Genomic DNA, 14,171 nt, shown 5'->3' on the forward strand with positions numbered 1-14,171 from the left:
TGCTTGGGTGGCTCCACAGTTCTGAACCATCGGTGTGGCCAATGCCAGTGGCTTGTCCCGCCGCCAACAGGTGTGTGGCTTCAGGTGCGGCCGTTCAAGCTCCGTCGGCCCTCGCCAAAGCTTCGCTCGCCGGCGCAGGCTTGCCCCGGGCAGCCCTTCGGCCAAGCGAGCCGGCGGTCAGCAGGCTGAGCATGATGAACGGGATGCCGATACCGAAGGCCGAGCGGATGCCCCAATGGTCGGAGACGAAACCGAGCAGCGGCGGGCCGAGCAGGAAGGCGACGAAGGAAATCTGCGACAGCGCCGCGACATTGATCGTCGCGGAGCGGTCCGTCCGCTGGGCTGCCGCCGAGATCGCCAGCGGAAAGAGCACGCTGCTGCCGATGCCAAGTAGCGCAAAGCCCAGCATCGATACGAGCGGGGCAGGCGAGAAGAAGACGAGCAGCACGCCCACCGCCATCGTCGCCAGCAGCACCCGCGCCACGACGCTCGGCGAGTGGCGGTCGACAAAGGAGTCGGCAAAGAAGCGCGTGCTCGCTTGCGAGAATGCAAACAGCGCCACTGTGAAGCCGGCGACGAAAGGGCCCGCATCGAACACGGTGCGCATGTAGATTGCCGACCAGTCGATGCTGGCGCCTTCCATCAGCATCGCCGACAGTGTCACCGCGACGAGGACGAGGATCGGCAGCGTCGGCCGCGCCAGCGTTGGCGCCGTCTCATCATTGCCGGCGAAGCGGCTCGGCGCCGGTTCGTAACCGCCGAGAAACAGCGCGATTCCTGTCGCCACCATCGGTACGACAATCGCCAGGTGCAGTTGCGGCGAAATGCCGAGATGCGCAAGCGCGGCGCCGAACAGGCCGGCGCCGAAAAAGCCGATGCTCCAGAACGAATGCGCCCGGTTCATGATCCGGCGCTTGAGCAGGAATTCGGTTCTGTCGGCCTCGACATTGAGAATGATCTCGACGCTGCCGATCATCAGGCCGACCGGAAACAGCATCAGGAACAGCGCAAGCGGCCCAGGCGCATGCACGGCAATGGCAAAGACAACCGACAAGAGCGGCACCAGCCCGAGCAGCGCGCGGCGGAAGCCGACGCGCTCCAGGATCGGCGCCGTCAGCGTCAGCGCGGTCAAGGTGCCGATTGGCGTCCCGATCAGGCTTAGCCCGAGCGTGCCGTCCCCGATGCCCATGGCGTGCTTGATGTCGGGCAGCCGCGGGAAGATTTGGCCCATGGCGAACGAATAGATCGCAAAGCCGGCGTAGACCCGGTGTTGCGGAGCGAGGCGGAGGCCAAAGGTCATGACGATGCTTTCGGGGAAGAGAGTCGACGGTTGTCACTGATTGATATGCTTACATCTTGCACAAACATGCAAATCGTGCAAGAACGTGCATGAAAAAACAGGATCATGCAATGCTGACCGATCAGCGGCATCAAATCATTCGCGATCGCCTCGCCGTCGAGGGAAGGGTGCTGGCCGGCGAGCTGGCAAGCCGCTTCGGCGTTTCGGAGGACACGGTTCGCCGCGACCTCAGGGAACTCGCCAAGGCCGGGCAATGCCGCCGCGTCTATGGCGGTGCGGTCGCGCCCGCACCCTTCGCATCGACACCAGTCGGCCTGCGCGCCGGCCATGCGGTCGAAGAAAAGACGCGGCTGGCCCGCGCGACCGTGGCATTGCTTTCGGGCGGACAGACCCTGTTCATCGACAGCGGCTCGACCAATGCCGCGATCGCCGGGGCCATTTCGCGCGACCTCGAACTGACCGTCGCCACCAATTCCCTCGAAATCGCCTCTGTCCTGTCAGACCACGCTTTGGTCGAACTGATTGTGCTGGGCGGCCGGTTCGACCGCCACCTCGGCGCCTGCGTCGGCGCCGACACGCTTGCCGCTGTCGCGCAACTTGGCGCGGACCTGTTTGTTCTCGGATCCTGCGGTCTCGATGCGTCGCGCGGCGTCACGGCCTTCGATTCGGCTGAGGCCGAGGTAAAGCGGGCGATGGCCAAGAACAGCGCAGGCATCGTCATCGCTGTAACCAACGACAAGCTAGCCACAGCCGCACCCTACCGGGTCGCCAGGCCAGAGGCGATCCGCCACCTCGTGGTCGAAAAGACCGCGCCGGCCGCGATCCTCGCGGATTTCGAACGCCAGGGCGCCGAAATCCATTTGGCTTAAACGGAGCTCGGCGCGCGGGCAGTCCGGGACGCAGCATGGGCGACGAACACTTCGACATCTTCCTTTGAATAACCGAGAAGGGCTCCTTCAAGCCTCGCCAGATCATTCGATGTGAAGATGTCAAAGGCCTCTCCGCTGCGGCACATTCTGGAGATCAACAAGCTCAGTTTGCAGCGCCATTCCTCTGTCGGCAGGCAGTAGCGGCGATCTTCCACGGACGTCTCTGGATCAAAGTGGGTGAACTTCAGGATGCGGCCTTCGTCGACAAACGGTGCAAAGCCCGTATCGCCAATATCTTCGGCGTCCATACCCGGCTCCGCCCCGAACAGGGCCATCGGCTTGTCGCCCTGAAGCATCAGTGCCAACTCGCGGCCATTATGTGGCCCGACGCCCGACGGGACTGTGCGTTTCGGCATGAAGCATCTCCAGATTGCTTGAGGACGGCACTGTCGCGAGAAACATGCCTGGCGGCAATGCGCCAAGCCTGGCAAAGACTTTATGCTGACGATCGCATAGGGCGGCGACCCAAACCCCGCTTGCCTTGACAAATCGGGCCTCCCATGCGCTTTTCGCGCAAATTTTGGACCGGGCTTTGATGCTCGACCCACAACCCAGCACCCCGGAATTTTGACATGACAATGCATCGTTACCGCAGCCACACCTGTGCCCAGTTGAGAAAGAGCGATGTCGGCTCTTCGGTTCGCCTGTCGGGCTGGGTGCATCGCGTGCGCGACCATGGCGGCCTGCTGTTCATCGATCTGCGCGACCATTACGGCCTGACCCAGATCGTCGCCGATCCGGATTCGCCCGCCTTCAAGGTGGCCGAGACGCTGCGTGGCGAATGGGTGATCCGCGTCGACGGCGAGGTCAAGGCGCGCCTGCCGGACACCACCAACGCCAACCTGCCGACCGGCGAGATCGAGATCTTTGCCCGCGAGATCGAGGTGCTGTCGGCAGCCAAGGAATTGCCGCTGCCGGTGTTCGGCGAGCCCGACTATCCCGAAGACATCCGCCTGAAGTACCGTTTTCTCGACCTGCGCCGCGAGACGCTGCACAGGAACATCGTGGCGCGCACGAAAATCATCGCCGAGATGCGCAAGCGTATGACCGATGTCGGCTTCACCGAATTCTCGACGCCGATCCTGACGGCCTCGTCGCCGGAAGGCGCGCGCGACTTCCTGGTGCCGTCGCGCATCCATCCCGGCACCTTTTACGCGCTGCCGCAGGCGCCGCAGCAGTACAAGCAACTGATCATGGTTTCGGGCTTCGACCGCTATTTCCAGATCGCGCCCTGCTTCCGCGACGAGGACCCGCGCGCCGACCGTCTGCCCGGCGAATTCTACCAGCTCGACCTCGAAATGAGCTTCGTCGAGCAGGACGACGTGCTGTCGACCATGGAACCGGTGATGCGCGGCGTCTTCGAGACCTTCGCCAACGGCAAGCCGGTGACGCAGACATTCCAGCGCATTCCTTACGATGTCGCCATGCGCAAATATGGCTCCGACAAGCCGGACCTGCGCAACCCGATCGAGATGCAGGCCGTCTCCGACCATTTTCGCGATTCCGGCTTCAAGGTCTTCGCCAACATTCTGGCCAACGATCCGAAGGCCGAAGTGTGGGGCATTCCGGCCAAGACCGGCGGCAGCCGCGCCTTCTGCGACCGCATGAACTCGTGGGCGCAGGGCGAGGGCCAGCCGGGACTGGGTTACATCTTCTGGCGCAAGGAAGGCGACAAGCTTGAAGGCGCCGGTCCGCTGGCCAAGAACATCGGCGAGGAGCGCACCGAGGCGATCCGCCAGCAGCTCGGCCTTGCCGATGGCGACGCCGCCTTCTTCGTCGCCGGCGATCCGAAGAAGTTCGTTACCTTCGCCGGTGCCGCGCGTACGCGTGCCGGCGAAGAACTGAACCTTGTCGACCGCGAGCGCTTCGAATTGTGCTGGATCGTCGACTTCCCGTTCTTCGAATGGAGCGAGGAGGAGAAGAAGATCGACTTCGCCCACAACCCGTTCTCGATGCCGCAAGGCGGTATCGACGCGCTCAACGGCGACGACCTGCTCGGCATCAAGGCCTTCCAGTACGACATGGTCTGCAACGGCTTCGAGATCGCCTCTGGCGGTATCCGCAACCATTTACCGGAAACCATGGTCAAGGCGTTCGAGACGGTTGGCCTCGACCGCGCCACGGTGGAAGAACGCTTTGGTGGCCTCTACCGCGCCTTCCAGTATGGCGCCCCGCCGCATGGCGGCATGGCGGCCGGCGTCGACCGTGTCGTCATGCTGCTGGTCGGCGCCAAGAACCTGCGAGAGATCACCATGTTCCCGATGAACCAGCAGGCCTACGATTTGTTGATGAACGCGCCTTCGGAAGCCTCGCCGCAGCAGTTGCGTGATCTGTCGCTGCGTGTCGCGGCAGTGAAGAAGGACTGACAGCAGCGTTGCAGCTGCCCTTTCTCCCCGTCTCTATACGGGGAGAAATGTCCGGCAGGACAATGAGGGGCAGCACGCATGCAGGCGATTGGCGAACGGCCTTAGCAGTTGGCGCCTTCTGACAATCGGTTCAGCATCGAACTACAATTTGCACGCGTTGGCGCCGCCCCTCATCTGCCTGCCGGCACCTTCTCCCCGTACAGTGACGGGGAGAAGGGAGCTAACTTCGATCAGTCTTCGTTGGCCTTGACGTGGACGCCCAGCGTCTTGGTCAGGTCGGCCGGGTTGGACATGGCGCCGGCCATGATCAGCGCGAACGGCACCGCTGCGGGCGGCTCGGCCGAAATCTCGAGGCTCTTCGGATCGTCGAGGTACTTGCTCACCGCCGCCGTCACTTCGGCGGTCAGTTCGGGATTGTTGAGCTGTGCCATGCCGAACGGCACGATCGCCTTGGCCTGGTTGGCGATGTCCTTGCCCGACATGCCCTGCTGCTTGCCGACATATTCAAGCACCTTGCCGGTGAGCGAATCGTCATCGAAGCGGATCGATGCGCTGTTGAAGGAGAGCTGCTGCAACAGGCCGAGCAGGGCCATGCCTTGCGCCGAATTGTCGGCGCCTTCGGGCTGCGCCGCCATCTTCTTCTGCATCTCCTGCAGCGACTTGACGAAGTCGACCGTGTAGCCGCCGAGGCCGAAGGTCATGCCGAGCGTGCCGGCATTCTCGACCGAGATGTCGTATTTCGACAGGTCCATCTTGCCGTCGCTCGGCTGCCAGGTGCCGCCGATCTCGATATTGCCCGAGATGTTCTGGTAGCCGAGGGCCTCGATGGCTTCCTTGGACTTCGCATCGTCGACCAGGGTCAGGTCGGCGTTGAACTTTTCCGTGGTGGCGGAGAACTCCATCGCCTTGCCGTCGGCCGGCGGCGCGATCTGGACAGCAAGCCCATCCACCGAGAAGGCGGTCTTGTCGGCAACCTTGACCGTCAGGTTTTCGAGTTCGGCCGACTTGTAGATCATCATCGAACCGAGCGGGCCCGTAGCGCCCTCGGCCGGGATGTTGGCGTCATGAATGACGAAGGGGGTGAGGTTGAGCGTGACGCCGTCCTTGCTGTGCTCGAAGGCCGAAGTCGTGATGGTCGCGACATCGAAGCCGCCATTGGCTTCGGTCACGCCCTCGAGCTTGACGTCGCCGATCGGCAGCGATTCCTTTTCGGCCGCCGGTTTGACCGACACGCCCTGCAGCACCATGCTGGAATTGTCGCCGGTAACGCCGGTCCAGGTGATATCGACGCCCTGGACGGCAAGTGCGGCCTTCAGTCGGTCGGCAACCGCCGTGTCTTGCGCAAAGGCGGCATTCAGCGGCAGCGTCAGCAAAAAGGTCGAAAAAGCAAGTTTCTTGAGTGTCGAACGTTGGATTGTCATCGCGAGTTCCCTGAGAGAGTCCTGAAAAAGTGTTTTCTCAATTCTACGCCATCACCATTCCGTGACGAACTGGACGGGAAAAAGGCGCTTTCCCGCAGAGTTGTCGAAAATCACGGCGAAAGGCAAATCGGAGCGGGAGCCTTCGCCCGATGCGGTGAATATGTCATGAAGGTCGGGCTCCCCTGCGTACCGTCTCCTGCCTTAGAGAGGGCGTGTAACAGATTGATGTTGGTTGGCAACAGCACTGCTACCGTTGCTGTTGCACAGGGACGGCAAGGGGGAACATGAAGTCCGTCACATCCATTGTCGGACCTTGAGCCGCCCTCGTAAGCCCAAAGGCTGCAAAGTGCGGATTTCCGCAGCCCCGCCTTGCCGCGAATCACCCGCTCGGCTAGTCCAGCCGCATGGGAAAAAGGATTTTGCCGCCTGAAAATGGCGGCGGTGACCACATCGAACCGGTCGATCTGAAGAAGGCGCTGGAAGAGCGCTATCTTGCCTATGCGCTCTCGACCATCATGCACCGGGCGCTGCCTGACGTGCGCGACGGGCTGAAGCCTGTGCATCGCCGCATCATGCATGCGATGCGGCTGCTCAGGCTCAACCCCGACCAGGGCTTTGCCAAATGCGCCCGCATCGTCGGCGACGTGATGGGCAAGTTCCATCCGCATGGCGACCAGTCGATCTACGACGCGCTGGTGCGCCTGGCGCAGGATTTCTCCATGCGCTATCCCCTCGTCGACGGGCAGGGCAATTTCGGCAATATCGACGGCGATAACGCCGCCGCCATGCGCTATACCGAGGCGCGCATGACCGAGGTGGCGAGCGATTTGCTTGCCGGCATCACCGAGGACGCCGTCGATTTCCGGCCAACCTACAATGAGGAGGACGAGGAGCCCGTAGTGCTTCCCGGCGCCTTCCCGAATCTGCTCGCCAACGGTTCCTCCGGCATTGCGGTCGGCATGGCCACGTCCATCCCGCCGCACAATGCCGCCGAGCTTTGCAACGCAGCGCTGCAGTTGATCGAGCAGCCGGACGCGCCGGTGACAAAGCTGATGGAGTTCGTCCAGGGACCGGATTTCCCGACCGGCGGCATCATCGTCGACAGCCGCGCTTCCATCCTGGAGGCCTATGAGACCGGCCGCGGCGGTTTTCGCGTGCGCGCCAAATGGGGCCAGGAGGACCAGGGCAGGGGCACCTGGAGCATCGTCGTCACCGAAATCCCCTACGGCATCCAGAAGGCCAGGCTGATCGAAAAGATCGCCGAGCTTTTGATCGCGCGCAAATTGCCGCTGCTCGAGGATGTCAGGGATGAAAGCGCCGAGGACGTCCGCATTGTGCTGGTGCCGAAGAGCCGTTCAGTAGATCCCGGCATTCTGATGGAATCGCTGTTCAAGCTGACCGAGCTTGAAAGCCGCTTTCCCCTCAACATGAACGTTTTGTCGCGGGGCAAGGTGCCTAACGTCCTGTCGCTGAAGGGCGTGCTGAAGGAGTGGCTCGACCATCGCCGCGATGTGCTGATCCGCCGCTCGAAGCATCGGCTTGGCGAGATCGAGAAGCGGCTGGAAATCCTTGCCGGCTACCTGATCGCCTATTTGAACATCGACGAGGTCATCAGGATCATCCGCGAGGAGGATGAGCCCAAGCAGGTGATGATGGCCCGCTGGTCGCTCACCGACACCCAGGCCGAAGCCATCCTCAACATGCGGCTGCGCGCCTTGCGCAAGCTGGAAGAGTTCGAGATCCGCAAGGAGTTCGACGGTCTCACCACCGAAAAGAAGCAGATCGAGGCATTGCTGGCATCCGACGCCAAGCAATGGTCGACGATCAAATGGGAAGTCACGCAGGTTCGCGACAAGTTCGGCCCCGAGACCGAACTCGGCAAGCGCCGTACCCAGTTCGCCGACGCGCCGGAGCATGACCTGACCGACATTGCGCACGCCATGATCGAGCGCGAGCCGGTCACCGTGGTGGTCTCGGAAAAAGGCTGGCTGCGAGCGATGAAAGGCCATCTGGCCGACCATTCCACGCTCACCTTCAAGGAAGGCGACAGCCTCAAGCTCGCCTTCCATGCCCAGACCACCGACAAGATCCTGGTCTTCACCACCGGCGGCAAATTCTACACCATCGGCGCTGACCGGCTGCCAGGCGGCCGCGGCCATGGTGAACCGATCCGCATCATCGTCGACATGGACAACGACCAGGACATCGTCACCGCTTTCGTCCACGACCCGAAGCGCAAGCTGCTGCTCGTCTCCTACGATGCCAATGGTTTCGTCGTGCCGGAGGAGGAGGTCGTCGCCAACACCCGAAAGGGCAAGCAGGTGATGAACGTCAAGGCGCCCGACGAGGCCAAGGCCTGCGTCCCCGTGTCAGGCGATCATCTCGCCATTGTCGGCGAGAACCGCAAGATGCTGGTGTTTGCGCTCTCCGAAATTCCGGAGATGGGCCGCGGCAAGGGCGTTCGCCTGCAGAAATACAAGGATGGCGGTCTGCTCGACCTGAAACCCTTCACGCTGGCGAGCGGCCTGTCGTGGCAGGATTCCGCAGACCGCACCTTCGTCAGGTCGCGCGAGGAGCTGGCGGAATGGATCGGCGCGAGAGCGTCGGCCGGTCGCATGGTGCCGAAGGGATTCCCGCGGACCGGGAAATTTGGTTGAAGCTGCTGATCTCCCCCAAGTGGGGGAGATGGCCGGCAGGCCAGAGGGGGGCGCTGTCCCGCCAGCGCATCAAATGGTCATGGCTCGCCACTCGGTCGCAACTCTTGGGTCTTCAATGTCGGGTGCCAGGCTGGCGATCCTTCGCGACCCCTCTGGCCTGCCGGACATCTCCCCCACAAGGGGGGAGATTGGCAGCTTCACCAACCATTTGGACTATCGTCACGATTGCGGCACTATAACAGTGCATAAACGCTGTTAGGCCGGGGAGAATTGACCGTTTGAAGGAAGCGAAGATCCAGAAGCCTGAGCGTCAGCAGCGCCTGTTCGGCCTGTCGACTCCGTTGCGATCAGCTGTCATTCCTCCGCTGTCGGCGGCGCGCTGGCTGTTGGTGCTGATCGTCGCCGCCGGCGTTTATTTCTTCCACGGGTTCCTGTTTCCCGTGCTGGCAGCCCTCGTCATTGCTTTTGCCAGCTGGCCGCTCTACCGCCGGCTGCTTGCCGGTGTCGGCGGTAACCGCACCGTCGCCGCGACGCTCGCCATCCTGTTCATCCTCGCCTTCCTGGTGGTGCCGATAGCGCTCGCCGGCACCTACGCCATCAACGAGGTCCGCGAATGGGTCGGCTGGGCGATCGAGACCAACAGGCACGGCGCGGTCACACCGCACTGGATCACCTCGCTGCCTGTCGTCGGCGAGTGGCTGAACGAACAGTGGATCGACAATTTCGGCCATCCCGGCGGCATCGGCGAGCTGATCCAGCTGGTCAGCGGCGCTAATATCGGCAGCATCTATCGCGGCGTGCTGGCTGCCGGCGGCAGCGCCTTCGGCCTGTTGCTGACGCTGCTGTTCATGATGATCGCGCTGTTCTTCGCCTACCGCGACGGCGAACACTTTGCCAGCCAGATCGACCGGCTCGGCGAACGCATCCTGCCGACGCGCTGGGAGCGGATTTCGCGCGTCGTGCCGGCGACCATTTCCTCGACCGTTACCGGCATGACCGTGATCGCCATCGGCGAGGGGCTGGTGCTCGGCATCGCCTACTGGCTGGCCGGGGTGCCGTCGCCGGTGACGCTGGGCGCATTGACCGGCGTGATGGCGCTGATCCCCGGCGGCGCGCCGCTGTCGTTTACGCTTGTGTCGATCTACCTCGCCGCCAGCGGCTCGCCGATGGCGGGTCTGGCGCTGTTCATCTGGGGCGCGGTGGAACTGTTCATCGTCGACAAGACCTTGCGCCCGAAGCTGGTCGGCGGACCGATCAAATTGCCCTTCCTGCCCACCTTTTTCGGCCTGATCGGCGGCGTCAAGACGATGGGCTTTCTCGGCCTGTTCATCGGCCCCGTGCTGATGGCGCTGCTGGTGGCGATCTGGCGCGAATGGCTGCGCGAGGTGGAACTGGCCGAAGACACCGTTCCCGACACGGCGGCCGAGCTCGAAGGCGGGCCGCCGCAGATCGAGATTGTCGCCGGCCCCGCGAAGAAAAGTCAGGCTGGGTAAGCGACGGCGAGCGCTGCCCGGCGCTTGCGCCCTTCATGCAACTGCCACAGGGAATGCGCGACCAGCGTGACGATCAGGATCACGCCGCCGATCAGGCTGTTGCGCGACGGCGTCTCGGCAAAGATCATCCATATCCAGACCGGCGCCAGAACCGTTTCCAGGAGATAGAACATCGCCACTTCCGGGCCTGAAATGTATTTCGGCCCGTTGGCCAGGCAGAAGAAGGCGAACGGCATGATGACGGCGCCGTTGAAAACGATCCACCATGGCGCCTCCACCTGGAAACCGGTCCTGGAGACCATGAGCGCCGCCAGCCCGAACGGCAGCAGGACGCCGGTCAGCGCGGTGAACCCCATATCCCTCCCGCTGGCGCGCGAAACGGTGATGGCGCAGGCAATCGCCAAGGCCGAACACAGCGCCGTCACATCGCCGAACAGATATCCCGTGCCGACGGAATCGCCGACGATGATGGCGATGCCGACGATCATCAGCGCCATTGCCGCAAGCGTCAGCGGCTGCGGTCGCTCCTTCAGAAACAGCCACGACAGCAGCGCCGAGAACATGGTGGAGAAGGCCAGGATGAAAACCAGATTGGCGGTCGAGGTGTTGTAGACGGCAGTGATGAAGGCGATTGCGCCGAGCCCGTAGAGTGTGGCGACCACGAGCCCCGACCAGCCGGGTATCAGCTGCGGAGCATTCTTGCTGAACGAGCGCCAGATGGCCCATACGATCAGCCCTGCCACGAAGGTGCAGCCGGTGCGCAGCAAAAGGATCGTCCAGGCTTCGCCATGGGCGAGCCGGATCAGGGGAATGTCGATGGTCAGCGCCAGCCCGCCAAGCGCGGTGAGCAGGAGTCCTTTGGTGTGGGCATTGTGAGAGGACATGCAACGGCTTTCGCAATGATTTGAGCAGATGCCGGTCGGCGCAATCGCCCCGCCAACGGGCGGAAGACCAGCATCGTCTCGGCTGAAAATGTTTAGATCAGGATCTGGTAAGAAGAAAAATCAGCGCGTGACCGCTTCGTGGTCGTAGCGTTCCCAGCCCTTCGGGCCGAGATGCTCCTGCGGCATGAAGCGCATTTTATAGTTCATCTTGCGCGAGCCGTTGACCCAGTAGCCGAGATAGACATGGGGCAAGCCCATGGCCCGGGCGCGGGCGATATGGTCGAGGATCATGAAGGTGCCGAGCGAACGGTCCTCGAACTCGGGATTGAAGTAGGAATAGACCATCGACAGGCCATCGGCCATCTTGTCGGTCAGCGCCACGGCGATCAGCTCGCCCTGGCCCTTGCCGGTGATGAATGTGTCGGGGCCGCGGCGCCGGTATTCGATCACCTTGGTGTCGACATGGGTATCCTCGACCATCATGGCGTAGTCGAGCACCGTCATGTCGGACATGCCGCCGCGGCGATGGCGAGCGTCGAGATAGCCGCGAAACAGCGAATACTGCTCGGTCGACGGCTGCGCGTCATGCATGGCGCCGATCAGATCGGAATTGCGCTGGATCACCCGCTTCATGTTGCGGCTGGCGGTGAACTCCTGCGCCAGGATACGCACCGAGACGCAGGCGCGGCAGGTCTCGCAGGCGGGACGGTAAGCGATGTTCTGCGAGCGCCGGAAACCGCCTTGCGTCAACAGATCGTTCATCTCCGGCGCCTTGTCGCCGACCAGATGCGTGAACACCTTGCGTTCGAACTGGCCCTCGAGATACGGGCACGGCGATGGCGCGGTCAGGAAGAACTGCGGCGACTGGGTCGGATGGTGCGTCATCGAACCTTGGGAACACTCCTGCGAATCGCTCTACCTTTGGCTTGGCTGGCGAAAAATTCAACAGGATTGTGAAGGCGGGGTTGAACGGACCCCTTCACATTTGCGCACAAATGCCTGTTGGCGTCGGTTGGACGCCGGTTCAACGGTCGCTACGGCTGACGACCGTGCCAAGCAGCAGGTCGTGCAGTGTGCGCTTGCGATCGGAAAACAGCGTCACCAGGAGGACGAGCGGCGTCAGGATGACCGTGCTCGCCCAGAACAGCACCGAATGGACAACGGCGGTGAGGCCGTCGATACGGCTGCCGTCGAGACGATCGAGCCGAATGCCCATGATCTTCATGCCTGATGTGGCCTGGTTGCGACCGCCCAGCGTGTTCCAGATGTAGAGAATGGCGACCGCCGGCACGAGGATGGAATACAGCGCCCAGCCAAGACCGAATGTCAAAAGGCCAAGCACGGCCACCAGGATCGCGAACGGAATGGTGAGCAGCGCCACGATGCAATAGTCGATTATGAAGGCAGGGATGCGCCGCGTGCGCACACCGTCATAGGCCCTGACGTCGTCGAGCCTGCTGGTGATGATTTCGCCGTCAAGTACGCGCGCGTTCATGTCATGTCCTCGTAACAGGCGCCACGCTAGGGTGCGCCGCCACTGAAATGGTGAAGACCGCGGGCGGAATCAAGATCGGTTCGTCCATCGGTCCTGCTCGGCAGTGTGGCGCGGTTGAGCCGATTGAATTTGGTGGACGGATGGCGTTAGCTTGCTGCGGCGCAACAAGACGCCGAGGGGACGGGGTTACATGGATTACGACATGCTGGTCATCGGCAGCGGCCCTTCCGGGCGCCGCGCCGCGGTGCAATCGGCAAAGCTCGGCAAATCGGTGCTGGTGGTCGACAGGGGCCGGCGCCTCGGCGGCGTCTCGGTGCACACCGGCACCATCCCGTCGAAGACGCTGCGCGAGACGGTGCTGAACCTGTCCGGCTGGCGCGAGCGGGGCTTTTACGGCCGCGGCTACCGGGTCAAGCAGGACATCTCCATCGCCGACCTGGTCGAGCGGCTGCACAAGACGCTCGACCACGAGGTCGAGGTGCTGCAGCACCAGTTTATGCGCAACGCCGTCAAAAGCGTCCGCGCCATGGCGAAATTCGTCGGCCCAAACAAGGTCAGCCTGACGGCAGACAATGGCGACTACTCGGAGGTTGGTTTCACCAATGCGCTGATCGCGGTCGGCACCAGGCCGCACCGGCCGCGCGACGTGCCTTTCGACAAGATCCGCGTCTTCGACAGCGATGAGATGCTGGAACTCGACCATCTGCCGCGCACGCTGACGGTGATCGGCGCCGGCGTCATCGGCGTTGAATATGCGACGATCTTTTCGGCGCTCGACGTACCGGTGACGCTGGTGGAGCCGCGCAACACCATCCTCGATTTCGTCGACCGCGAGATCGTCGACGACTTCATCCACCAGATGCGCGACCGCGGCATGACCATTCGCCTCGGCAGTACGGTCAAGGAAATCGTCTCAAAACCCGACTATGCCGAAGTGACGCTCGCCGATGGCCGCACCATCCGCTCCGAGATCGTGCTTTACGCCGCCGGCCGCAGCGGCAATCTCGGCAGCCTCGGCCTCGACGTGGTCGGCATCGAGGCCGATTCCCGGGGCCGCATCAAGGTCGATCCGCAGACCTTCCAGACCAGTGCGCCCAACATCTATGCCACCGGCGACGTCATCGGTTTCCCCAGCCTTGCCTCGACATCGATGGAGCAGGGCAGGGTGGCCGCCTGCCACGCCTTCGGCGTGCAACTGCCACCGCCGCCGGAAACCTTCCCCTATGGCATCTACGCCGTGCCGGAAATCTCCACCGTTGGTCAGTCGGAGGAGCAGGTGCGCGAGAGCGGCGCTGCTTATGAAGTCGGTCTGGCGCGGTTCCGCGAAACCTCGCGCGGCCACATAATGGGCGTCAACTCCGGCTTTCTGAAACTGCTGTTCTCGGTCGAAACGCGCCGCCTGCTCGGCGCCCACATCGTCGGTGAAGGCGCCACCGAACTGATCCATATCGGCCAGGCGGTGATCAACCTCGGCGGCACGGTTGATTTCTTCGTCAACAACACCTTCAACTATCCGACGCTGGCCGAAGCCTACAAGATCGCCGGGCTCGATGCCTGGAACCGGATGGGACAGGGCTAGGCGACGAGCATCTGCTCAGCCGTTCCGCCGGGCGCCGATGCGGTCTA

At 62.9% G+C, this 14,171-nt stretch carries 11 protein-coding genes; 5 read left to right on the forward strand and 6 right to left on the reverse strand.

Annotation, left to right across the window (positions count from 1 at the left end; all coding sequences use genetic code 11):
* Nucleotides 1-94: 94 nt before the first annotated feature.
* Nucleotides 95-1,300, reverse strand: a complete 1,206-nt coding sequence (locus AC3EML_RS17105) for an MFS transporter (RefSeq protein ID WP_352522316.1) — start codon at nt 1,298-1,300, stop codon at nt 95-97.
* Between the two features lie 110 nt (nt 1,301-1,410).
* Between AC3EML_RS17105 and AC3EML_RS17110 the strand changes: the two genes are divergently transcribed.
* On the forward strand, nt 1,411-2,169 hold the full coding sequence (locus AC3EML_RS17110; protein ID WP_023823280.1) for a DeoR/GlpR family DNA-binding transcription regulator: 759 nt from the start codon (nt 1,411-1,413) through the stop codon (nt 2,167-2,169).
* Here AC3EML_RS17110 and AC3EML_RS17115 read toward each other — a convergent pair.
* Nucleotides 2,166-2,585, reverse strand: a complete 420-nt coding sequence (locus AC3EML_RS17115) for a hypothetical protein (protein ID WP_023682422.1) — start codon at nt 2,583-2,585, stop codon at nt 2,166-2,168. The genes AC3EML_RS17110 and AC3EML_RS17115 overlap by 4 nt on opposite strands.
* Before the next feature lie 222 nt (nt 2,586-2,807).
* Here AC3EML_RS17115 and aspS point away from each other — a divergent pair, with 222 nt between their 5' ends.
* On the forward strand, nt 2,808-4,595 hold the full coding sequence (gene aspS / locus AC3EML_RS17120) for an aspartate--tRNA ligase (protein WP_023682421.1): 1,788 nt from the start codon (nt 2,808-2,810) through the stop codon (nt 4,593-4,595).
* A gap of 230 nt (nt 4,596-4,825) precedes the next feature.
* Here the strand turns inward: aspS and AC3EML_RS17125 are convergent, their stop codons facing one another.
* Nucleotides 4,826-6,016 (reverse strand): hypothetical protein, encoded by a 1,191-nt coding sequence (locus AC3EML_RS17125; protein ID WP_023700566.1) that lies wholly within the window; start codon nt 6,014-6,016, stop codon nt 4,826-4,828.
* A gap of 404 nt (nt 6,017-6,420) precedes the next feature.
* On the opposite strand from AC3EML_RS17125, the gene parC reads away from it, so the two are divergent.
* Nucleotides 6,421-8,673, forward strand: coding sequence for a DNA topoisomerase IV subunit A (parC, locus tag AC3EML_RS17130; RefSeq protein ID WP_023694915.1), 2,253 nt, complete (start codon nt 6,421-6,423; stop codon nt 8,671-8,673).
* Nucleotides 8,674-8,951: 278 nt separating this feature from the next.
* On the forward strand, nt 8,952-10,166 hold the full coding sequence (locus AC3EML_RS17135; RefSeq protein ID WP_352522315.1) for an AI-2E family transporter: 1,215 nt from the start codon (nt 8,952-8,954) through the stop codon (nt 10,164-10,166).
* Here the strand turns inward: AC3EML_RS17135 and AC3EML_RS17140 are convergent.
* The 3 genes from AC3EML_RS17140 to AC3EML_RS17150 all read right to left on the reverse strand — a co-directional run bounded on the left by AC3EML_RS17140 (nt 10,154) and on the right by AC3EML_RS17150 (nt 12,545).
* Nucleotides 10,154-11,050 (reverse strand): DMT family transporter, encoded by an 897-nt coding sequence (locus AC3EML_RS17140; RefSeq protein WP_023730841.1) that lies wholly within the window; start codon nt 11,048-11,050, stop codon nt 10,154-10,156. The two genes, AC3EML_RS17135 and AC3EML_RS17140, sit on opposite strands and share 13 nt — an antisense overlap.
* A gap of 120 nt (nt 11,051-11,170) precedes the next feature.
* On the reverse strand, nt 11,171-11,935 hold the full coding sequence (locus tag AC3EML_RS17145; protein WP_023682417.1) for an arginyltransferase: 765 nt from the start codon (nt 11,933-11,935) through the stop codon (nt 11,171-11,173).
* A gap of 139 nt (nt 11,936-12,074) precedes the next feature.
* Nucleotides 12,075-12,545, reverse strand: coding sequence for an RDD family protein (locus AC3EML_RS17150; RefSeq protein WP_352522314.1), 471 nt, complete (start codon nt 12,543-12,545; stop codon nt 12,075-12,077).
* Between the two features lie 190 nt (nt 12,546-12,735).
* Between AC3EML_RS17150 and sthA the strand changes: the two genes are divergently transcribed.
* The gene (gene sthA, locus AC3EML_RS17155) at nt 12,736-14,124 is read left to right on the forward strand and encodes a Si-specific NAD(P)(+) transhydrogenase (RefSeq protein ID WP_023682415.1); all 1,389 of its coding nucleotides are present in this window, start codon (nt 12,736-12,738) and stop codon (nt 14,122-14,124) included.
* The last annotated feature ends 47 nt before the right edge of the window (nt 14,125-14,171 follow it).

It is taken from the genome of Mesorhizobium sp. P170090, from assembly GCF_057786115.1.

Bases quoted from the DNA above. Each gene is read 5' to 3' on its own strand.
- AC3EML_RS17105 (WP_352522316.1), bottom strand. From the start codon at position 1,300: ATGACCTTTGGCCTCCGCCTCGCTCCGCAACACCGGGTCTACGCCGGC.
- AC3EML_RS17110 (WP_023823280.1), top strand. From the start codon at position 1,411: ATGCTGACCGATCAGCGGCATCAAATCATTCGCGATCGCCTCGCCGTC.
- AC3EML_RS17115 (WP_023682422.1), bottom strand. From the start codon at position 2,585: ATGCCGAAACGCACAGTCCCGTCGGGCGTCGGGCCACATAATGGCCGC.
- aspS (WP_023682421.1), top strand. From the start codon at position 2,808: ATGCATCGTTACCGCAGCCACACCTGTGCCCAGTTGAGAAAGAGCGAT.
- AC3EML_RS17125 (WP_023700566.1), bottom strand. From the start codon at position 6,016: ATGACAATCCAACGTTCGACACTCAAGAAACTTGCTTTTTCGACCTTT.
- parC (WP_023694915.1), top strand. From the start codon at position 6,421: ATGGGAAAAAGGATTTTGCCGCCTGAAAATGGCGGCGGTGACCACATC.
- AC3EML_RS17140 (WP_023730841.1), bottom strand. From the start codon at position 11,050: ATGTCCTCTCACAATGCCCACACCAAAGGACTCCTGCTCACCGCGCTT.
- AC3EML_RS17145 (WP_023682417.1), bottom strand. From the start codon at position 11,935: ATGACGCACCATCCGACCCAGTCGCCGCAGTTCTTCCTGACCGCGCCA.
- AC3EML_RS17150 (WP_352522314.1), bottom strand. From the start codon at position 12,545: ATGAACGCGCGCGTACTTGACGGCGAAATCATCACCAGCAGGCTCGAC.
- sthA (WP_023682415.1), top strand. From the start codon at position 12,736: ATGGATTACGACATGCTGGTCATCGGCAGCGGCCCTTCCGGGCGCCGC.